The sequence below is a fragment of the Geoanaerobacter pelophilus genome, from assembly GCF_018476885.1.
In the GTDB taxonomy this organism is placed as follows: Bacteria; Desulfobacterota; Desulfuromonadia; order Geobacterales; family DSM-12255; genus Geoanaerobacter; species Geoanaerobacter pelophilus.
Genome location: NZ_JAHCVJ010000002.1, coordinates 469,299 through 491,286, shown reverse-complemented (window position 1 = coordinate 491,286; position 21,988 = coordinate 469,299). Strand labels below are relative to the sequence as shown.

Sequence of the window (21,988 nt, the reverse complement as noted above, 5' to 3'; positions counted from 1 at the left end):
TTACGGTATATTCAATACAGTAATGATTTAATTCCGGGCAGACTGCCCATGATCCTACCATAACAAAATTTAATCGGAACCTGAAAATGGACGTGCTCTTCGACCTCGAAATCCTTTTCGGTTTAGCCATCCTGACTGTTTTGCTGGTCCGGCGGCTGGCGCTCCCCTCGATCATCGGTTTTCTGGCCGCCGGCATGATTGCCGGGCCGCATGCCCTGGGCCTGGTCAAGAGCAGCCATCAGGTCGAGCAGATGGCCGAGATTGGGGTGGTGCTCCTGCTGTTCACCATCGGCATCGAGTTCTCACTCAAAGAGCTGATGCGAATCCGGCAGATGGTCTTCCTCGGGGGAGGCCTGCAGGTTAGCCTTACCATTGTCGCCATAACTGCAATCAGTGTCGCCTGGGGGTATCCGGTCAATCAGGCGGTCTTTTTCGGCTTTCTGGTGGCGCTTTCCAGCACGGCCATCATCATGAAGCTGTTGATCGATGCCGGTGAAATGGATGCGCCTCATGGCAAAACCACCCTCGGCATCCTCATTTTCCAGGATCTCTGCGTGGTGCCGCTGATGCTGGTGACCCCCCTGCTGGCCGGCAATGGCCAAGGTCCCGGAGGCGTGCTGCTGATTTTGCTCAAAGCGGTCGCTGTGGTGGCGGTTGCCCACTATGGCGCCCGCTACCTGGTCCCATGGATTTTACGCCAGGTGGTCAATGCCCGTAGCCGGGAATTGTTCATCCTGACCGTCATTTTTATCGGCTTCGGCACGGCATGGCTCACTGCCGAGGCCGGGTTGTCACTGGCCCTTGGGGCATTCATCGCCGGTCTGGCGATCTCGGAATCCGAATACAGTCAGCAGGTGCTGGGTGACATTATCCCGTTTCGCGACGCCTTTATGAGCCTGTTTTTTCTCTCGGTCGGCATGTTGCTCGATCCGGCAGTGCTTTTGAAATACCCGGTGCTGGTCGTCGGTATTGTCACAACGATTGTCCTGGTCAAGTTCCTAGGGTCCACAGCAGCCGCACGGGCGATAGGCCTTCCCCTGCGCATTGCCATTTTTTCAGGGCTGGCACTGGCCCAGATCGGTGAGTTCTCCTTTGTCCTCTCTCAAAGCGGACTCAAGCACGGTCTTATCTCGGCAGATGTTTACCAGCTTTTTCTCGCCGCATCCATCGCTACCATGGCCCTGACCCCGCTCTGCCTGCGCCTGGCAGCGCCGCTGGCAGCGCTCGCTACCAAACAGCTTCCTGCCTGGCTTACCAGGGGCAATAACTCGCTGGTGGGACGGGAAAAGCGAGTCAGGTTGTCGGACCATGTCATTATTGCCGGTTATGGGCTGAATGGCCGCAACCTGTCAAAGGTGCTCAAGCATCTGGCTCTCCCCCATCTCATCATAGATACCAACCCTTTCACCATCAGCAGTGAACGGAAAAAGGGGGAGAAAATTATCTTCGGCGATGCCTCGCAACCTGAGGTCCTGGAACATGCCGCGATAATTCAGGCCAAGACCCTAGTCATTGCCGTCTCCGATGCCGCCGCCAGCCGGCGCATTGCCGCTCAGGCGCGGCAGCTGAATCCGGCCATCCATATCATTGCCCGGACCCGCTATCTGCTGGAAGTTGAACCGCTGTACCGTCTTGGGGTGAATGAGGTGATCCCGGAAGAGTTTGAGACCTCGGTGGAGATCCTGTCCCGGGTGCTCCGGACCTTGCTTGTCCCGCAGGACGAAATCGAACAGCACGTCGCCGAGGTACGGCGCGACGGTTACGGCATGCTGCGCGCCATGAGCCGCAGGCACAGCCACGCTGTGGGGATCAGTGGTTATCTTTCCGGGGCTGAAATCGCCACATTCAAGGTTCGGGCAGGATCGCAACTGGCAGGGGAGAGCCTCAGCAAGGGAACGATCCGCAGCCTGTCCGGAGCAACGGTGCTCGTCATCAAGAGAGAGCAGGAGGTTATTCCCAATCCTGACCCGGTATGGGAGTTGCTACCGGGCGATGTGCTATTGCTGCTGGGTACCCCGGAACAGCTGGCTGCAGCCGGTCGGCTGTTCTCGCCCCCGAAGCGATAAGCCGGCGGCTCAGTCAGCCGGCTCAAACATCTCCTTGCCGACGCCGCACACCGGGCAGACCCAGCCATCAGGGAGCTCTTCAAAAGCGGTTCCTGGAGCAATGCCGCTGCCGGCGTCGCCAAGCTCGGGATCGTAGATATACTGACAGATGGTGCAGACATACTTTTGCATTGGGCAACTCCTTTTCATGGGGAATTTACGCTTACCAACAAACATGCTGGTTTCTGTTAGAATATACCAGAGTGCGGCCACTTTGCAGCAACAGCTCTGGAGGAAAAGTTTTATCAGGGAGGTAAGCTGCCCGTTGAACACGTTTGCCTGTTGCTGCTATTTACCTAAATCATCCTCATCTGGAGAAAATGCATGCCTGAAAACCTATTGATCCCGTCCGTTGATCTGAGAGTCGGTGCCTTGGAGGAGTACAACCGCAGGCAGAAGGAAAAGGCCTTCAGGAATGACAGGAAACAGAAGCCCCGGCCATGCGTCACCCTATCCAGGGAGTTCGGCTGTGAAGGATACCCGTTGTCCGAGAAACTGTGCGAGATGATGATTCAGAGGACCGGGGAACCGTGGGTGATCATAGACAAGGCGGTTCTGGAAGAGGTGGCAAAGCGCCACAACATTTCGGAAGAGCTGTTGAAGGGGCTGGGTAAAAGAAACCGGATTCTGGAAGAGGTCCTCTCGACCTTTTCCCCGGAATGGAAAAGCGATAACGAGTATTTTCAGTTATTGTGCCGTCATGTGATCTCGCTGGCGGAGCAGGGCAATGTCATCATCCTTGAGCTGGGTGGGGCCATCATCACCCGCCACATTGAGCACTCCTACCACTTCCGGGTCTACGGTTCAATGGATTTCAAGGTTGCCAGTATTTCCCAAAGGCTGGAAATCGAGCCGGAAGAGGCCGAGAAGCTGATCGAGCGGCAACAGCGGCAGCGGGACCGCTTCACCAGGGATTTTTTGAGCCAGGATGACCACAACCCCGCTTTATACGACGTTCTGTTCAACAATGACCGGAATTCACCAGAAAAGATGGCCTGCATGATCGCCTGTTACCTCGAAAATGAGCTGCGTGCCTGCGGCGGCTTGAAATAACCGGCGTTGCCTAGCGGACGCAGATCTGCCCTGTAATACTCCCCTGCGTATATCTATTTTTGGCTCATGCCTGTAACTATGCGTAATTGCATAGTTTTGCGCCAGTCACCCTTTCTCTTGACAATAACAAAATCGTACTTATTTTTTTGACAGAAAGTCAGAAAAGAAAGGAGGTAATCCACATGGCAAGCTGGGATGTATTCAGAGAATTGGACAACCTTAGAAGGGAGATCGATGAGGCGTTTCGTGGAGCAGGATTAAACCGGCCGTTTGGCACAGCTGTACTTTCGCCGGCAACTGCTCGCCGATTCCCGCTGGTCAACTTCAGTGAAGATGAAGGGCACATTTATGTGGAAGCGCTGGTGCCCGGCGTCGATCCCAAGGAGATCGACCTCTCGGTACTACGCAATACCGTCACCATCAGCGGAGAGCGGAAGCCGTTTGTCGAACAGCAGGGCCAGATCGTACACCGCTCGGAGCTTGGTTCCGGCAAGTTTTCCCGTACTCTGGAATTGCCGGCCGATATCGATCCGAACAACATCTCTGCCGAGTGCAGGGACGGCATCATGACGGTCACCATGGCCAAGGCCGAACATGCCAAGCCGAAGAAGATCGACATCAGGCCAGCCTGAAAAATATCTTTAACATGATTGCTTAAAGCAGAAAGGGGGTAATGGATTATGGCAGCGCACGGAATCACTGAAAAGAATGAGGAAAGAGCTGTACAAAGCCGTGAAGAGACGCGGTCTAGCGAAAAATATATCAAGCCTGCGGTAAATATCATTGAGACCGAGGAAGGGCTCACCCTGACTGCAGATCTTCCCGGTGCAATCAAAGATGCTCTGGATGTGAATGTGGAGAAAGGGATTCTGACCATCAGCGCGCCGGTCAACCACAACATGCCCGGTCGGCCGGATTACACGGAATTCGAACTGGCTTCATACTACCGGCAGTTTTCAATTCCCGAGAGTCTTGACCACGAAAAGGCCAAGGCCGAGTTCACCAACGGCATTCTGACTCTGCGGGTGCCCAAGGCTGAAGTTGCCAAGCCGAGGAAGATTGAAGTCAAGGTCGGCTAGAGTATCAAAAATCAACGCTACCTGGGGCCGCCTTGTGCGGCCCTTACTTATTGGCCGGGCAGGTTTAATTACATTGCTTGTCAGTGCCAGTTCTGTCAATCTGGCTCATCAAAAGCAGTCGAGTTATGGAGGGCCAGATGCCCCATCAGATTGATGAGCTGATCCGCCGCATAAAAGAGCTGGAAGAGGAGCTGGAAGCCGAGCTTAAGCAGAAGCGCGAAGAGTTTCAATTTAGTATTGAAAAAAAGCGGGTTCGCTTTGCCGAAGAAGTGGCTCGCCAGCAAAAGCGCCTCAAAACCGGTCTGGTCCACTACCTGTTGCAGTCCCGGCCACTCAATATCATCACCGCGCCAATCATCTACTTTGGGTTCATCCCGTTCGGAATGCTGGATTTGTTTCTTTCCCTCTATCAGGCGTTTTGCTTCCCCATCTACGGCATCCCCAAGGTGAAGCGCGGCGAATATCTGGTTTTTGACCGCGAAGACCTCCCGTATTTGAATGTCATCGAAAAATTCAACTGTTTCTACTGCTCCTACGGTAACGGCCTGTTTGCCTATGCCCGGGAAATTGCGGCACGCACTGAACAGTACTGGTGCCCGATCAAACATGCCCGCAGGATCAAGGCGGCCCATGACCGTTACCCGCGGTTTTTTGAATTCGGCGATGCCGAAAGTTACAGTAAGGGGCTGGAGAGATTGCGCAAGGAATATGATAAAATCAAATAACTATATTTGAGGTCGAGCGAGGCGCGTATGGTGAGTTATCTGGTTCACTGCCCGTCCTGTGGCACAGCCAATAGTATTCCGGCCGATAAGGAAGGGGTAACAGGTCGTTGCGGCAGCTGTAAAAGCCCCCTGCCACAGCTTTACTGGCGACCGCAACAACTCTCAGACAAGACTTTCGACAGTTTCGTCAAAAACTTTCCCGGTCCCATCCTGGCCGAGTTCTGGGCTCCCTGGTGACCGCACTGCACCTCATTCGCACCGGCGGTGCGAACAGTTGCGGAGAAACTGGCAGGCACAACAGCGGTCGTTCAGGTGAATACCCAGGAAAACAGCCTGTTGCCGGTGAGGTTTGCGGTACGGGGAATTCCAGTCATGGTGCTCATCCGCAACGGAAAGGCCGTGGCAGAACTTGGTGGTGCCCAGTCAGCTGAGGCGGTAATCGCCTGGTTCAGGCAGCATCAAGCGAAGAGCGGCTAAAAACGATGCCTGACAGAGCAGGCTGGACCTAAGTGATATAACATCTATTCAATCCATGGGAATGTCGTGAATACTATACTGATCATTGATGACGAGCCAGCGGTTCTTAGCAGCTTTGCCGCTTTTTTTGAAGACTGTGGCTACCGGGTTCTGAAGGCGGCTAATGGCTATGAAGGGTTGGACCTTTTCAGGCAGCACCGGCCAGACATAGTGTTTACCGACCTCCGCATGCCCGAGCTTGACGGGTTTGCCCTGCTCTCGCTAGTGAAGGAAGAGAGTCTTGAAACTCCGGTGATTGTGATTTCGGGAATCGGGGTCATTGCTGATGCCATCAGGGCGGTAAAAATGGGGGCGTTCGATTTTATTTCAAAGCCGGTGAGAGATCTGACAGAGCTGGAGATCATCGCGAAAAAGGCTTTGGAGACAAAGGAACTCCGCTGCGAAGTTGCGGCGCTCAGGGATCGAATCCTTGATGGCAAACTCCTCCACAAAGAGGCTTTCCGTGCCATAATAACCAACGACCCTGGGATGACCAGGATTTTTCAATATATTGAAGCGATCTCGCCAAGCAGTCAGCCGATACTGATCAGCGGCCAGACCGGAACCGGTAAGGAGCTCGTCGCAGGTGCCATACACAAGGCAAGCGGCAGAAAAGGGCAATTCGTCCCCTTGAACCTGGGTGGGCTGGATGACCAGATGTTCTCGGACACGCTTTTCGGGCACCTCAAAGGCGCATACACTGGCGCCGATCGACTGCGGGAAGGGATGATAACCCAGGCTGCCAATGGCACCCTGTTTCTTGACGAAATCGGTGAACTGACGGATTCTTCTCAAGTCAGGTTGTTGCGGTTGCTACAGGAACAGGAGTATTTTCCCCTTGGCTCTGATGCCCCTCGTAAGAGCAGCGCCAGGGTTGTTGCAGCAACAAACCGGGACCTCACCGTCATGGTCAAGGAAGGTCGTTTCCGCCAGGACCTTTTTTACCGGCTTTGTACCCACCAAGTCCAACTCCCCCCTCTTGCCAGACGCAAGGAGGATATCCCATTGTTGCTGGACTATTTTCTGGATGAGGCTGCGACAACTATGAACAAGCCGAAGCCGGCCATTACTCCAGAATTGTATCACTACCTGAATACCTATGCCTTTCCAGGCAATGTCCGTGAACTGAAGTCTATGGCATATGATGCCGTTGCCAGGCATAAGCACGGCTCGCTCCCCAAGGAAAGTTTCGTAAATGCCATGGGAAAAGGTTTGGGAGCTGAATCCTTTTCTCATGAAGAGACGCTCGCCCTCATCCCGGTTGCCGGCGACCGGATGCCGACTCTCAAGGAAGCAGAGGAAGCTCTGGTTAGCAAGGCCCTGCAGTTGGCTGACGGCAACCAGGGTGTTGCCGCCCGTTATTTGGGAATCACCCGCCAAGGTCTGAACAAAATGCTCAATCGCAAAAAAGAGCGTTGATGCTGCGCGTCACCCTTGTCAACTTTGTTGCTTGAGCAACGTTGTTGCAGATACTCTCATCTCCTAACATGCTGATATCTAATATGTTGTTTCTCTTGGCTGCATGTCTCGGCAACGATGTTGACACGGGAGTGTATGCGTCTTGCAGGGTATAACCCATTAATCTTCTGATGTTTTCTCTGTAGCGGCCGATCGGCATCCTCTGTGCTGCATCTGTTTCGTCCAAAGTTCTGCAGTCCAATATTCTGCAAAAACCAGTGGCAGTCCAATAGTATCCGGACTAAAAACAGACACAATGGGGGAAGAGATGAAAAAATGGAGTGATTTCAAGGTCGGAACAAAGCTGATGGTTCTGGTGACATCTGCTTGTTTGGCGCTGACAGTTGTAGGCTCGCAAGGACTGATGGGAATGCGTAATGCCAACCACAGCTTGGCGGAGTCTAACAGCAGCATGGAGCAGACTGCACTGCTGGGCCAGATGAAGAGCGATTTTCTCGCCATGCGGCTCGATCTTGTCTACATGATGGCACTCAAAGATGAGGTAAAGCTTAGGGAGAAGTGGCTAGACTTTTCTGCTAAAACCTCTGCAGTCAGGGAATCTTTGAAAAAATTCCAGACATTTAAGCTCGATGCCCGTGAAGCTGAGGCGATAATCTCCTTTAAGGACGGTTTTGACCAGTACGTAATGACAGGTACCAAGCTGGGTGAGATGCTGCTTGCCGCGCATGCCGCCGGCAGTGGGAGCGCCCTCTCCGATGCCATCAAATATGGCACTGGCGTTGTCGCCCCTCTCTATAACAAGCCTGCTGAGACTGTTGCCACACTTGTTGCTGAGAACGTCAAGCAGGGGGCGGCGATGTTCTCAGCCTACAGCGCCACATATAAACGCTCCTTCGCCGTAACGCTTGGCATTATTGCCGCCTCGGTCATCGGGGCGTTCCTGCTCGGTCTTTTTATTGCCAGTTCTGTGACAGGTCCATTGAACATGGTATTTGCCGCCATGAAAAACCTGGCTGCCGGCGATCTCAGTACCCGCTGTCAGATAAACACCAAAGATGAAATGGGTCTTCTTGCAGTTGAAGTTAATCTGATGGCGGAAAAACTGAATCATACCATTGCCCTTGTTGCTCAAAACGGGATTGAGGTCGCTTCTGCCGCCAATCAGCTGCATTCAACCTCAGAACAGATCGCCACAGGCACTGAGCAGGTTGCCGCACAGACCCAGACCGTTGCCACTGCCAGTGATGAAATGGCGGCAACAACATCGGACATTGCCCGCAACTGCCATGTTGCAGCCGACAATGCCGGCAAGGTCAACGAGGCTGCCCTGACCAGTGCCGAGATCGTGCAGCACACCATCTCCGTAATGAGCCTTATCTCCGACCGGGTCAAGGAGTCGGCTCAAAAGGTGGAGACCCTTGGAGCACGCTCCGAAGAGATCGGCGAGATCATCGGGACCATAGAAGATATTGCCGACCAGACCAACCTGCTGGCGTTGAATGCCGCAATCGAAGCTGCAAGGGCAGGAGAGCAGGGACGGGGTTTTGCTGTCGTAGCCGATGAAGTGCGAGCCCTGGCCGAAAGGACCACCAGCGCAACCAAGCAGATTGCCCAAACTATAAAGACCATTCAGCAGGAGACCCGCGGCGCAGTACAGTCAATGGTTGAAGGGGTTAGGGAGGTGGAAACCGGCACCTCTGAGGCCGCACGGTCCAGCGCAGCCCTCCAGAACATTCTTGACCAGATTGGCTCACTCTCGATGCAGGTCAACCAGATAGCTACTGCAGCCGAAGAGCAGACCGCAACAACCGGTGAGATAACCAATAACATTCAGCAGATTGCATCCGTTGTCCAGTTGACGGCTAACGGCTCTCAGGAATCGTCAGCCGCTGCTGCCGAACTGGCTCGTTTGGCCGAAGAGCTGCGCTCACAGGTGGAGCAGTTCAAGCTTGCAGCGTGATTGCTCTGGTCCAAAGACGGTTCCTTTTTCTCTTTTGCCCTGAAAGTTCACAACGGGATCTGCGCTATGCACTTGACGCAGTAATGAGCAGAGCCCGTCCACCCTTTCAGAAAAAGGAGCGCTAATGACGTCACCTTTCAGGATAGTTCTCATTCCCGTACTGGTTTTCACGGTAACTGTGCTGGTTGCCTTTACCTTTTCTCTCACCCATATTTACCAGGAAGCCGAGTCGCAGTCCCGGATAGATATGGAGCGGAGAATAAAGACCTTTTGGGAATTGCTCCGGCAAAAAGGGGACGAGTTCAGGGTGGTTGAGGGAAAGTTGCTCGCCGGAGACTATGTTATCAATGGCAACTATGAACTGCCCGACAAGATCCAGGAGATTTTTGGCGGTACGGCAACAATCTTCATGGGTGATACCCGGGTTTCCACCAACGTCCTCAAAGATGACGGCACTCGTGCGGTAGGCACCAGGCTGATCGGCGATGCCTACAGCGCCATCTTTGTCAACGGCAAGTCATACCGTGGCGAGGCAACGATTCTCGGTAACCCTTATTTCACCGCCTATGACCCTATAAAAAACGCCAAAGGTGACACTCTCGGTGTTTTGTATGTCGGGGTAGAAAAGAATGCCTTTCTAGCCAGTTATGATGAGCTCCGCAGGGACATAGTGTTTGCAATTGTTGCCATTGCCACGATCTTCTCTATTCTGTATCTGCTGCTAATCCTTGCCGGTAAACGTTTCGCGACAGCCCAGAAACTGGCGATCAAATTCATGCAGGAGCTGATTGATTCCATACCAAACCCTGTCTTTTACAAGGATCTAAATGGCAGATATCTTGGCTGCAACAAGGCTTTTGAGATGTATCTCGGCATTCCCAGAGATTCTCTTGTCGGGAAAACTGTTTACGATGTTGCTCCTCCTGAGATAGCTGATCAATACCGGATAAGCGATACAAAGCTTTTCAACTCCCCGCATGGCACAATCCAGCAGTATGAATCCAGGGTTCAGAATGCTGATGGCGTCCTCCGAGATGTGATTTTTTATAAATCGCGGTTTTCAGACCATAATGGATCTCTCGGAGGGTTGGTAGGCAGCATTCTCGATATCTCAGAGCGTAAAAATGCCGAAGATGCCCTCAGGTCTCTACAGTTCCAGCAGCAGGCTATTCTCGACAATATCCCGGACATGGTGTGGCTCAAGGATGTTGAAAGTCGCTTTCTGACGGTCAATGAAGCTTTCTGCAAGGCCTGCGGGCGTACTCCGCAAGAAATTGCCGGAAAGTGTGACAGCGACATCTGGCCCCTCGACCTCGCTGAACAATACCGGCGAGACGATATTCTTGTCATGGACTCCCTGGCGCAAAAGAGTGGTGAAGAGTTGATTTCAGACACGGCAGGCAACCGTACGTGGATTGAAACGGTCAAAATGCCGGTTTTGGACAATGCCGGCAAGCTGATCGGCACAACCGGTATCGCCAGAGACATCAATGCCAGAAAACAGGCCGAACTGGTCTTACGGAGGAATGAACAGAACCTGGCTAATATTGTCAGCTCTTTGCCTGATGCCACCTGGGCAATAGATACCATGGGCCGGATCATCGCTTGGAACAGGGAATGCGAAGAGATGACCGGTTTTAAGGCAGAGGCCATGCTTGGCAAGGACAATTACGAATATGCCATCCCCTTCTATGGAGAACGGCGGCCAATCCTTATCGATGTTGCTCTTGAGCCAAATCCCCAACTTGAAAACAGCTATGTTTCATTCGAGCGAAGCGGGGATGCCGTCGGCGCAGAGATATTCGTCCCGCATTTTCGCACTGAGGGGATGTATCTCTGGGGGACAGCCCGGCGACTTTATGACGCCTCCGGCAAGCTGATCGGCGCCATCGAATCTGTTCGCGATATTACCGAGAAAAAGCAGAGCCAGATACGTGAACGGTCTCGCTCTGAAATACTTGAGCATATTGCCAAAGGCAGTTCGTTTTCAGCGGTTCTCGATGTTATCACCCTATCAGTGGAACGTGAGAAACCAGGGGCACTATGCTCCATCCTGCTTGCCAACAAAGAGGGGACCAGGCTATTCCACGGGTCAGCTCCAAGTCTGCCGGATAATTACATAAAGGCTGTTGACGGTACCCGCATCGGCAAAGGCATCGGCTCCTGTGGTACCTCTGCCTATCTCCGGGAGCGGGTAATCGTCGAAAATATCGATACCCACCCTTACTGGCGAAACTTTCATCCGGCAGCTGAAGCCGGCCTTAAATCATGCTGGTCCGAGCCGATTCTCTCCTCTGGCGGCAAGCTGCTCGGCACCTTTGCTATCTATTATCGAGAAAGCCGCTTGCCTGGACCTGATGCGATCCGGCTCATAGAGTCGGCAGCCCACTTTGCCAGCATCGCCATAGAGCATGCCGAGACTGAGAACGCTCTCAGGGAGAGCGAGCGCAACTACCGGGAACTGGTGGAAAATGCCAACAGTATTATCCTTCGGATGGATACTTGCGGACGGGTTACTTTTTTCAACGAGTTTGCCCAACGTTTCTTTGGTTACACCGAAGATGAACTGATCGGTCGGCACGTCATCGGAACTATTGTGCAGGAAGAGGGAAGTGCCGGTCAATGCCTGGCGGATATGATCAGTGGTATCTGCGAAAGCCCAGAAAAATATGCCTTGAACGAGAACGAGAACATCAAAAAAAGCGGCGAACGGATACGCATCTCCTGGTCAAATAAGGCTTGCCTGGACGATAACGGCAACCTCAGAGAAATTCTCTGCGTTGGGCAGGATATAACCGAGCGCAAGCGGCTTCAGGAGATGCTGGTCCAAACTGAAAAGATGATGACCGTCGGCGGTCTTGCCGCAGGTACGGCCCACGAACTGAACAACCCTCTCGGTGCTATCCTGCAGAACGCCCAGAATATAATCCGCCGGGTTTCCCCCGGTCTCCATGCAAACGAAAAGGCGGCCGCAGAAATCGGCATGGAATTCGATAAAATCCGGACATATATGGAACATAGAGGGATTATCGAAATGCTCAAGCATATCGATGTGTCAGTGAACAAGGCAGCCGATATTGTCTCGAACCTGCTCACCTTGAGCCAAAAGAGCGTTTCCCTGGTAGAGATGTCCCGTCTTTCGGATCTTGCCGACAAGGCAATAGCTCTCGCGGCAGCTGACTATACCCTGAAGAAGAAATTTCAGTTTCACCAGCTTAACATTATCCGGGAATATGCTGCAGATCTGCCGGAAGTGCCTGTCAATGCTCAAGAGATCGAACAGGTGATTTTCAATATCCTGAAGAATGCTGCCCAGGCGCTGTCAGGCGCTGATCCTGCCAAAGATCCAAGAATAATCATCCGTACATCCATACAAGGCAGATTTGCCCAGCTTGAAATCGAAGATAACGGCTCAGGGATCAGGCCAGAGTTTATCCCGAGACTTTTTGAACCGTTCTTTACTACCAGAGGAGTTGGCGGAGGCGTAGGACTGGGGCTTTCCGTTGCCTACTCACTTATTGTCAATAACCACAGTGGCCAAATCTTAGTCGATTCCGCCTTCGGAGCGGGAAGCAGCTTCAAGGTGCTGCTGCCGCTTAAGTAAGAAACGTCAGGGTGATTTGCATGAATGTAGAGATTGAGGAGCGAAAGAACGGGCTGACACTGCTGACGATTGAAGACGAGATCGGGCTCAGAAAAAGTATTGCCGACTATTTCGAAGACAGCGGGTTCACCGTCATAGAGGCGACTGACGGCAATGAGGGGCTGGCTGCATTCCGCACCCATAAACCTGACATCGTTTTTGCCGACCTCTGCATGCCGAACGTTCACGGCCTGGAAATCATTCCTGTGATGCACCGCGAGAGCCCCCTAACGCCGGTCATTGTCGTATCCGGCGCCGGGATGCTTCAGGATGCGGTTGAGTCGATGAAGCGCGGGGCATGGGATTACGTCTCGAAGCCGATTCGCGAGTTGGCCGCCCTCGAGCAGTTGGCGTACAAGATGTTGGCGCGTTCGGAGGATCTCAAGAGAGAAGCAGAGCGCAACTGCGACTTACAACAGAAATTAATGCGGGATCAGGACCTTGATTCGTTGACTGGCCTGCCCAATCGGAAGATGTTCAGAGAGCAGGGCGGTAAAATGCTTATGCATGAATCTGCCGGCTGCCTGGGGCTGATAGATCTTGATAATTTTAAGGCTATAAAGGAATCGTTTGATCACGAATCCGGAGATCAGCTGCTCATAGAAGTTGCCGATCGCTTGCGAGCAATGTCCTCGGGGAGCAACCTGCTGACACGGCTCGGCGGCGATGAGTTCGCCTGTTTAAAGATCCTGGATGCGCCACCATGCCCCGAAAATCTTGAGCAACTGGTAGACAACATAAAATCTGCATTTGCCGCTCCTTTCAATCTGAAGGGAGAAGAACTGCTCATTACTGCCAGTATCGGTATAGCATGCTCCCCAATTGATGGCGAGACCATTGACGATCTACTGAAGAATGCCGATACCGCCTTGTCGCGCGCAAAGCAACAGGGTCAAAACAGTTATAGGATCTACAATGCCGAGATTTCCGCCAGGTCAACAGGCTGGATAACGCTGCAAACCAGGTTGCGACGTGCTCTGGAAAAAAATGAGTTTGTCCTTCATTATCAACCCCAGGTCGATGTTGTTTCTGGTGAAATCGCCGGGGCGGAGGCGCTTATCCGATGGCAGCCGGATGGAGGGAAGCTTGTTCCACCGGGAGAGTTCATCCCAGCCCTGGAAGAGTCCGGTCTTATCCTTGATGTCGGCGAATGGGCACTGAGAACAGCATGCGTCCAACAGCGTCAATGGTTCTTGGCCGGTTATCCGCCGATCACCATGTCGGTAAATGTTTCGGCAGTGCAATTTCATACAGCTCAGTTCGTTGAAAAGATGGCGGTTATCCTTGCCGAGACGGGAATGGATCCGTCATTCCTTTGTCTTGAACTGACCGAGAGTATTGTCATGAGGGATGTGGCTGATACCATCGACACTCTTGGAAAGTTACGGGTACTAGGGGTCTCTCTTTCACTCGATGATTTCGGCACGGGCTATTCATCTCTCTGCTATCTCCGGAAAATGCCGATCAGCGAACTGAAAATTGATCGATCTTTCATTGCATCGCTGTCACATGACCAGAACAGCTCCATGATCGTCAGCACCATCATCAGCATGGCACACTGCCTGAACATGCGAGTGGTTGCAGAAGGAGTTGAGACTATGTCACAGCTGGAGTACTTGCGCACCAATAGTTGCCAGACGGTACAGGGTTTCCTGTTCAGCAAACCAGTGCCGGCGTGCGAGTTCCCTTCATCAGGCTTTGCTCATACCTAACGATGGATTACTGTTCAAGTTGGCTGAGTGATTGCCGATACAACAGGTAATGATTTGGCGCTGGCTATATGCCTAGCAGCTTATTGCACAGCAAGAAATGTGACCGGTTACTGATCGACCTGTTCAATCCCGGATACTCTGATGTCCCGCGGACCCCATGCAGCAATCATCGAAAGGAGTTGTTCATATGATGCGAAAAACCATTCTTTGTTTAATGGCATTGCTGTTAGCTGCGGCCCCGTCCCTGGCTGAAGAGTTGAAAATCGGGGCCGGCGCCGCACCCACAGAAAACGTGCTCAAGCCAGCCAAGACCGCTTTTGAAAAAAGCACAGGAGTGAGTCTCTCCATTGTCGCCAACGGCCCCAAACAGGCGTTCGTTGATCTGGATCGAGGTAGTGTGGATGCCGCTGCCGCCGGACTGTCCTATGACGACTGGCTGGCACTCCTGAAAAAAGAAGGGGTTGTCGTTGCCGATCCGACCGCGTACAAGCCGGTTATTATTGGCAAAGACAAGGTCGTGGTCATTGTGCACAAGGATAATCCGGTGGCAAAACTCAATAAGGAGCAACTTACCGGGATCTTCAGCGGCAAGATCAATAACTGGAAGGAAGTCGGAGGTAAGGATCTGGCGGTTCTGGTTGTTTGGGGAAGTCTCACCCAGGGAACCAACTCGATGTTCATCAAAAATGTCATGGATGGCGCCAAGCCTTCAAGTGAGGTAATCCCGGCATCGACCGCCGAGGATATCCGGCAGAATGTTGCTGCCAATCCGGAGGCAGTCGGCATTGGACCTCAGGCGATAGTCAACTCATCGGTTCGGTCGCCGGAAACCCCGGAAGTCGCTCGGCCAATTACCCTGATAACCAAAGGGGCGCCTTCGGCTAAGGTTAAAAAGCTGCTTGATTTCATCAAAACGACGGAGAAATGACAGCCTAAAAAGCTGTTATCGCCATATATACTTGAGCAAAAAGGCCGGGCCATCCCGGTCTTTTTGTTATTTGGGGTATTCAACGAACATTCGGAGTGGTATATACTCCCCCTTTAGCTACCTGATAATGGCCAGGGACCACGGCAATGACTCGCAGCGCAACGCAGAGCTGAGCAAAGAAAAGCGGCAGAGGTCCGTTAACGGTTGCCGAGGAGGATGAATGGGGAGAAGCACTCTGCTCAACATTATTGAACAGATCGAGCCTGGGATCGTTATCCTGAACCAGGATATGAGGGTATCCCACATCAACCGCATGTTCATGCTGCTCTTCAGCGGGGTCTCGCGGGAACAGCTGTTCCAGGGAGATATTTTCGGTTTTCACAGCGAGGAGAACCGCGGCCGAGTCAGCGAAATGCTGCGCCTTGCTGCTGAGGCGAAACGGCAGATCCCGCTTTCGCTCAAGATCATCCGCAGCGATGGCCAGGACCGCTATCTGCTTATCAAACTGATCCCGTTGGTCGATCGGGAGATGGCTGATGAGAGGATCAGCGCGCTCTTTTACGACATCACGCCGTATATCGCGACCGAGCGGAAGCTGACAAGGGTTCCGGTGACCTCCCGCAACGAGATTCACCTCCTCAAACCGGAAGAGATCGTCTATTTCAAGGCGGACAACATCTACACCACGGTTCGCACCGAATCCGGTGAGTACCATTGCGACCTCGCGCTCGGCGCCGTGGAGAAACGGCTCTCCCAGGAGATGTTCCATCGCATTCACCGGAGTTATCTGGTCAACACCGCCAAGGTGCGCAAGGTGCTGCGCGACCCGCCCGAATGCTCGGTGGAGATCGCCGGAAACGAGGTGCGCCTGCCTATCAGCCGGGACAAGATGCAGGAGTTCCTGGTCGCTGTCGGCTTGAAGTAGCCCTGCGTTCTAATCCGTTTACCCGAAAAATCCTACCCTTCACAAGTTCCAGCCCCCTTTTGCAAGCCTGGTGTTTCCGTATGTCCCCCTCATCGATTAACCTGATCCCGGAAGCTAACCGCGGGGAGGAATCTATGAACGAGGTGAAGGCATTAAACAATGACCACAGGAGCGTAGATCCGGCAGCAGTGGAAATGCTGCGGATCGCCGATCGTGAGGGGTACTCCAACATCTGGGAGCGTTACGAGAAACAGCAGCCGCAATGCGCTTATGGCCAGCTTGGCACCTGCTGCCGGATCTGTTCCATGGGTCCGTGTCGCATCGATCCGTTCGGCGACGGCCCGACCCATGGCGTCTGTGGGGCAACCGCCGACACCATAGTGGCCCGCAACCTGGCGCGCATGGCGGCAGTCGGCTCTTCCTCCCATTCCGATCATGGCCGCAAGGTGGCCCAACTGCTCCGGGCCGTGGCCAACGGCAGCAATACCGATTATCGAATCACTGATGCCGATAAGCTGATGGCAGTCGCGGCCCGCCTCGACATCCCGACCACCGGGCGTCAACAGCTGGAAATAGCGGCGGATGTGGCAAAGGTCGCCATCGACTGTTTCGGCAACCAGGATGAAGAGCCGCTCGTCTTCCTGGAAAAGTACATGCCCGCCAAACGCTTCGCGCGCCTGAAGGCTCTTGAAGAGTCACTGTACCAGACTACCGGCGCCAAAACCGGCTTTCTCCCCCGTGGCATCGACCGCGAGGCTGTAGATATCCTGCACCGGACCCATTTCGGCTGCGACCATGACCCGCTGTCGCTGGTGGCCCAGTCGGTCCGCTGCTCGCTCTCCGATGGCTGGGGCGGCTCGCTGATCGCCACCGAGCTGCAGGACATCCTTCTCGGAACGCCCACCATAAAATCGGTCAAAGCCAACCTGGGGGTTCTGGAAGAGGAGAGCGTCAATGTCGTGGTCCATGGTCATGAACCGATCCTGTCGGCCAAGATAGCAGAGATGGCTCAATCGGCGGAGAACCGCCAGGCCGCTGAAGCTGTTGGCGCCAAACGGGTCAACGTGGTCGGGCTCTGCTGCACCGGTAACGAGGTGCTGTTGCGCCAGGGGGTCGGTATGGCCGGCAACGAATCGCACAGCGAGCTGGCGATCATGACCGGCGCGGTGGATGCCATGGTCGTAGACGTTCAATGCATCTATCCTGCGATTGCCGATCTCGCCTCCTGTTTCCATACCAAGTTCATCACCACCAGTGAACAGGCCAAGATCCCCGGCAGCCTGCACATCCAGTTCGACGAGCACCATGCCGACGCCATTGCCAGCCGGATCATCAAAACCGCCATCGACGCTTTCCCCAACCGGAACAAGGGGCGGGTCTATATCCCAAAACACACGGCAACCGCAGTGGTCGGCTTCACGGTCGAAGAGATCCTGAAGGCCCTGGGAGGCACTCCCCAGCCGCTCATTGATCTGATTGTCAACGGCACCATCAAAGGGGTGGCCGGCATTGTCGGCTGCAACAATGTCAAGGTGCAACAGGACCACTTCCATCGCGTGCTTACTACTGAACTCCTGAAACGCGACATCCTAGTGATCGGCACCGGCTGCTGGGCAGTTGCCGCTGCCAAGGCTGGCCTAATGGACCTGTCGGCTCAGGAACTGGCCGGGCCTGGATTAAAGGCGGTCTGCCGGCAACTGGGGATTCCGCCGGTGCTGCACATGGGATCGTGCGTTGACTGTTCGCGCATGCTCAACCTGGCCGGGGCCATTGCCGACCATCTCAAGGTCGATATCTCGGATCTGCCGCTGGTCGGTTCCGCCCCGGAGTGGACCACGGAAAAAGCGGTCGCCATCGGCGCCTACTTTGTCGGCTCCGGGATTCCGGTCCATCTCTGGCCGCTGCCACCGATTCTCGGCGGGCCAGAGGTCACCAGGATTCTTACTCAGGACGCGAAAGAGGTTCTGGGTGGCTGGTTCTTCGTCGAAGAAGACCCGGTCGCGGCAGCAGACCAAATGGAACGGATCGTTATGGAACGGCGCAGCGCGCTCGGCATCTGACAAGGGGGATTGCTATGTGCCAACCACAACAAGAAGGGCTGCGCGTCGTGATCACCGGCAAGGGTGGAGTGGGGAAAACCACCCTTACCTCCTGCCTGGCAACGGTGCTCGCTGCCAACGGCATCAATGTCCTGGCTGTGGACGAAGACCCGCAGATGAACCTGCCGAATGCGCTCGGCCTGGCTGCCGATGCCGCCAGCCGGATCGTGCCGCTCAACCGCCATGCCGATTATATCGAGGAAAAAACCGGTATTCGCCCCGGCCGGAGCGGCTGGGGGGCGATGTTCAAGCTGAACCCGGACGTCGATGACGTGGTGGAACGTTTCGGACTGAAAATCCGCGATAACTTGAACCTACTGGTGATGGGGACCGTCAAGCAGGCTGGGGGGGGCTGCCTTTGCGCCGAGAACGTGCTGCTGGATGCCACGATCAGGCACCTGGCACTGCGGCGTAACGATGTTATCCTGCTCGACACCCAGGCAGGGATGGAGCACTTCGGTCGGTCTCTGGCCAAGGGGTTCGGCCAGTGCCTGGTGGTGGCCGACAACACCTTCAACTCCCTGAGCGTGGCCTGCCACTCTGCTAGCCTGGCCCGTGAGACCGGCATTCCTCTGGTATTCCTGGTAATCAACCGGATTGCTCCCGACGGCAATGCAAAGCTGGAGCGGTTTCAGCAGGAGAACGGCTGCAGGTTGGATGAGGTGTTCGACGCCATCGTCGAGCTTCCTGCCGAGCCAAGACTGGAAAGCCTCGATCCGGATGTTACCAGAATCATGGCAGAACAGGAGAGCCGCTATGCGGCGGCAGTCACCAGACTGGCCTCGCTGCTCAATGCGCCTCCCTGCAGCTGTTCGTCCAGCGCAGCAACACATCATCACGCACATTAGGTGAGGGAGATTCCCCATGAAAAGGATATTTGTCGATTACAAGAAATGCCTGGCCTGCAAGGCCTGTGAATCAGCCTGCGCCGTGGAACAGCATCCGTGCCACAGCCTGATGGCGGCCTTGGGGGACCACAAGACCCAGGTGAACGTTCGGGTTCTGGGCATCGACCATGAGGCGTTCCCGCTTTCCTGCCGTCACTGCGACCCGGCGGATTGCCTGAACGCGTGTCCGTCAGGCGCCATCAGCCGCGATCCGGAGAGCGGCGCAGTGCTCCTCGATGCGGCACTGTGCAAGGCGTGCGCGATGTGCGCCATGGTCTGCCCGTTCGATGCCATTTCGTTCAAGGTAACACACCGCTCGCTGTATGGTCGCGATGTTGCCTACAAATGCGACCTTTGTAACGAGCGGATCAAGGAGGGGAAGAGCCCGGCCTGCGTGACAGCCTGTCATTCCGGGGCGCTGGTCTATGCCGAACATGATGCCCTGCGAGGCAGGCAGGCGGTAAAGAGCCTCCGTACCTATCTGCTTGGGGCGGAAGGGATACCGGCGCACGTTGAACTGTTCAGGGAGCTGCGCCGGAAGGAGTTCGCCCGGCGCCGGGATGGTGAACAATGAAAGTTGTGACCGTAGGAACCGGCATGGCAGCAGCGGAGTTCGTGCAGCGCCTCCGCCTGGAGGGATTTGGCGGCGAGATCGTCATGTGCAGCGACGAAGGCTTTGCCCCGTACTCTCCATGTGTGATCCCGTTCTATCTGGCTGGCGAGCCGCTGCAGACCGTGTACTGGAAAGGGGCGGATTTTTACGACCGCTACCGGGTAACGCCCCGCCTCTCTGATCCCGTGGTCGAGGTGGATACGGCTCGGCGGCTGGTGCGAAGCGCTGCGGGGCGAAACGCCAGTTACGACCGGCTCTTCTTTGCCAGTGGCGCCCGGAGCTGGTATCCGCGCCCCGAATGGCTTGAAACCACTGGGGTCTTCGGCTTCAAGACCTTGACCGACATGGTGGCCATCGACCGCTATGTCAGTGAGAATAATATCAAGAAGGCGGTGGTTTTCGGCGGTGGCTTCATCGGCGTTGATGCTGCCCTGGCGCTGTGGCATCGGGGGCTTGAGATAACTCTGGTGCACCGCAATACTCGTCTGCTCTCGCAGATGACTGACGAGGACGGTGGCCGGTTCGCCACGGCCAAGCTGGCAGCAAAAACCGGCATTGATATCCGCCTGAAAACCACGGTCAACGAGATTGTCACGAATGGCGGGCAGCTCAAAGCAGTCGAACTTGCAAACGGTGAGCGGATCGAGACTGCGCTCCTGATCGTCTCTATCGGGGTTTCCCCCAATTCTGAGGCGCTGTGCGGTAACGACAAAGGGGTGGCGAGCAATGACCAGATGCTGGCCGATCCAGACATCTACACCGCAGGGGATGTCGCCGTGACCAGGCATGCCGTGACCGGCGAGCAGGGGATCTTTGCCACCTATCCCAACGCCATGCAGCAGGCGCGCATTGCAGCCCGTCATCTGGTCCATGGCGACGGTTCTTTCGGCGGTTCCATCAATACCAATGTGCTAAAAAAGCATATCGATTTTCCGATCGTCTCGGCAGGCCGCTTTGAGGGGGAGCCGTACACCTGGCAGCAGGGAGATATCTGGCGGCGGGTCTATCTGCAGGACGGCATGATCAACGGCTACCTCATCATCGGCGACACGCGCATCTCGGGCTTTATCTACCATCTCTACCTGTCCCGCAAAAGGGTTGACAGGAACATCGGCACGATCATTTCTGAACCCCGTCACGACAGCTATTATCGCGGCGTGCTCGGAGTTCATTAAGCTACTCTCGAAAAACACCGAGGGCGACTACCAAACAAAGAGTTGAGCTTGGTAACAGAGGTGCTATTATGGGCCTCCAAAGGAGACCAGCTGATGACGATTCGATCACTTAAAACCAGTGTTTTTGCCTTACTGACGGCACTTTCGCTTTGCTCTATGGCCATGGCTGCAGCGAGCGGCGCAACTCAGCCAAAGCAGCAGGCGGTATCAAGCGATAAATCTGTTCTCGATGAGGTATTGCCGGCCAGTAACGCCTACTTCAACCGCTTCCCGTTTATGCGGGCCGAAGATGTCTTTGACAAGATTGTCACCGCTGGCGACCAGTCCTTTTTGCTGGTTAGCGTTCAGTCTCCGGACGAGTACGCCAGGGGGCATGTGCCCGGGGCGATCAACATCCCGTTGCCGGAGCTTGCCAATGAGCAATCCCTTAAGCGGCTGTCGCGGGACAAGAAGCTCGTCTTCACCTGCGACAACGGCCATCGCTCTATGGCTGCGGCCCTGTTTCTTGGTCAGCTCGGTTATGAGACCTATGCCATGTCGATGGGGCTTAGTTACTGGAATGGCCCTGAATCCGGGATCGCATCCCCCTATCCCGGTTCGGCAGGCTATCCGGTCAGCACCGTTACTGCTACTACCCAGGAATCCCATGTGCCCCCGGTCATTGCTGGTAACAACACAAACGGTCAAGAGGCCATCATTGAGCGAACCAGAGCGGTTCTTGCCAACGAACGCAATCTGTTCATTGACAGAAAAGAGGTGTATGACAAGGCGGTAAAGGGTGGCGATAAGGGGTATCTGCTGGTCAGCCTCCAACGGCCGGGGGATTACGCCAAGGGGCATGTGCCGGGGGCAATCAATATCCCGGCCAGCGACATTGCCAAGTTGGAAAGCCTGCGCAAGCTCCCCAGAGACAAGAAGATCGTGCTGATCTGCTATGTGGGCCACTGGGGCGGGTCTGCGGCACTTTTCCTTAGGCAGCTGGGGTATGAGGCGTATGACATGCGCTTTGGCACTCTGGGGTGGAACAATGCTACGGAGGGGCTTGGCGAAGCCAAGGGCTATCTGGTGGCATTGGAAAAGACGCTGAATTTGCCTGTGGAGAAAGGTACTCTCAAGAGATAAAAGATTATCATGTTTCAACTGCAGCTG

The 21,988-nt window shown here is 54.7% G+C and carries 18 protein-coding genes; 17 read left to right on the top strand and 1 reads right to left on the bottom strand.

Annotation, left to right across the window (positions count from 1 at the left end; all coding sequences use genetic code 11):
• Positions 1 to 80: 80 nt before the first annotated feature.
• A complete protein-coding gene (locus KI809_RS07720) occupies positions 81 to 2,066 on the top strand; it encodes a monovalent cation:proton antiporter family protein (RefSeq protein ID WP_214171066.1) in 1,986 nt (661 codons plus the stop codon).
• 9 nt (positions 2,067 to 2,075) lie between these two features.
• On the opposite strand, the gene rd is transcribed toward KI809_RS07720, so the two are convergent.
• Positions 2,076 to 2,237: a rubredoxin gene (gene rd, locus KI809_RS07715; RefSeq protein WP_214170953.1), complete on the bottom strand. Its 162-nt coding sequence runs from the start codon at positions 2,235 to 2,237 to the stop codon at positions 2,076 to 2,078.
• A gap of 192 nt (positions 2,238 to 2,429) precedes the next feature.
• On the opposite strand from rd, the gene KI809_RS07710 reads away from it, so the two are divergent.
• From KI809_RS07710 to KI809_RS07635, 16 genes are all read left to right on the top strand, one after another.
• The gene (locus KI809_RS07710; RefSeq protein WP_214170952.1) at positions 2,430 to 3,158 is read left to right on the top strand and encodes a cytidylate kinase-like family protein; all 729 of its coding nucleotides are present in this window, start codon (positions 2,430 to 2,432) and stop codon (positions 3,156 to 3,158) included.
• Positions 3,159 to 3,340: 182 nt separating this feature from the next.
• Positions 3,341 to 3,790, top strand: coding sequence for an Hsp20/alpha crystallin family protein (locus KI809_RS07705; RefSeq protein WP_214170951.1), 450 nt, complete (start codon positions 3,341 to 3,343; stop codon positions 3,788 to 3,790).
• A 48-nt stretch (positions 3,791 to 3,838) separates the two neighbouring features.
• The gene (locus KI809_RS07700) at positions 3,839 to 4,237 is read left to right on the top strand and encodes an Hsp20/alpha crystallin family protein (protein ID WP_214170950.1); all 399 of its coding nucleotides are present in this window, start codon (positions 3,839 to 3,841) and stop codon (positions 4,235 to 4,237) included.
• A 137-nt stretch (positions 4,238 to 4,374) separates the two neighbouring features.
• Positions 4,375 to 4,962 (top strand): hypothetical protein, encoded by a 588-nt coding sequence (locus tag KI809_RS07695; RefSeq protein WP_214170949.1) that lies wholly within the window; start codon positions 4,375 to 4,377, stop codon positions 4,960 to 4,962.
• A 27-nt stretch (positions 4,963 to 4,989) separates the two neighbouring features.
• Positions 4,990 to 5,439, top strand: a complete 450-nt coding sequence (locus KI809_RS07690) for a thioredoxin family protein (RefSeq protein ID WP_214170948.1) — start codon at positions 4,990 to 4,992, stop codon at positions 5,437 to 5,439.
• A gap of 66 nt (positions 5,440 to 5,505) precedes the next feature.
• Complete coding sequence (locus KI809_RS07685; protein WP_337833290.1) at positions 5,506 to 6,897, top strand: sigma-54-dependent transcriptional regulator; 1,392 nt, start codon at positions 5,506 to 5,508, stop codon at positions 6,895 to 6,897.
• Positions 6,898 to 7,204: 307 nt separating this feature from the next.
• Positions 7,205 to 8,857: a methyl-accepting chemotaxis protein gene (locus tag KI809_RS07680; protein ID WP_214170947.1), complete on the top strand. Its 1,653-nt coding sequence runs from the start codon at positions 7,205 to 7,207 to the stop codon at positions 8,855 to 8,857.
• 124 nt (positions 8,858 to 8,981) lie between these two features.
• A complete protein-coding gene (locus KI809_RS07675; protein ID WP_214170946.1) occupies positions 8,982 to 12,461 on the top strand; it encodes a PAS domain S-box protein in 3,480 nt (1,159 codons plus the stop codon).
• Between the two features lie 20 nt (positions 12,462 to 12,481).
• Positions 12,482 to 14,212: a putative bifunctional diguanylate cyclase/phosphodiesterase gene (locus KI809_RS07670; protein ID WP_214170945.1), complete on the top strand. Its 1,731-nt coding sequence runs from the start codon at positions 12,482 to 12,484 to the stop codon at positions 14,210 to 14,212.
• Positions 14,213 to 14,399: 187 nt separating this feature from the next.
• Complete coding sequence (locus tag KI809_RS07665; protein ID WP_246559271.1) at positions 14,400 to 15,140, top strand: substrate-binding domain-containing protein; 741 nt, start codon at positions 14,400 to 14,402, stop codon at positions 15,138 to 15,140.
• 220 nt (positions 15,141 to 15,360) lie between these two features.
• On the top strand, positions 15,361 to 16,065 hold the full coding sequence (locus KI809_RS07660; RefSeq protein WP_214170944.1) for a LytTR family transcriptional regulator DNA-binding domain-containing protein: 705 nt from the start codon (positions 15,361 to 15,363) through the stop codon (positions 16,063 to 16,065).
• A gap of 134 nt (positions 16,066 to 16,199) precedes the next feature.
• Entirely contained in the window at positions 16,200 to 18,125 is a 1,926-nt protein-coding gene (cooS, locus tag KI809_RS07655) for an anaerobic carbon-monoxide dehydrogenase catalytic subunit (RefSeq protein WP_214170943.1), read from the top strand.
• Positions 18,126 to 18,139: 14 nt separating this feature from the next.
• On the top strand, positions 18,140 to 19,012 hold the full coding sequence (locus KI809_RS07650; RefSeq protein ID WP_214170942.1) for an ATP-binding protein: 873 nt from the start codon (positions 18,140 to 18,142) through the stop codon (positions 19,010 to 19,012).
• 16 nt (positions 19,013 to 19,028) lie between these two features.
• Positions 19,029 to 19,625: a 4Fe-4S dicluster domain-containing protein gene (locus KI809_RS07645; RefSeq protein ID WP_214170941.1), complete on the top strand. Its 597-nt coding sequence runs from the start codon at positions 19,029 to 19,031 to the stop codon at positions 19,623 to 19,625.
• Entirely contained in the window at positions 19,622 to 20,839 is a 1,218-nt protein-coding gene (locus KI809_RS07640; RefSeq protein WP_214170940.1) for an NAD(P)/FAD-dependent oxidoreductase, read from the top strand. The genes KI809_RS07645 and KI809_RS07640 overlap by 4 nt, the downstream gene beginning before the upstream one ends.
• 93 nt (positions 20,840 to 20,932) lie before the next feature.
• Positions 20,933 to 21,961 (top strand): rhodanese-like domain-containing protein, encoded by a 1,029-nt coding sequence (locus KI809_RS07635; RefSeq protein WP_214170939.1) that lies wholly within the window; start codon positions 20,933 to 20,935, stop codon positions 21,959 to 21,961.
• The last annotated feature ends 27 nt before the right edge of the window (positions 21,962 to 21,988 follow it).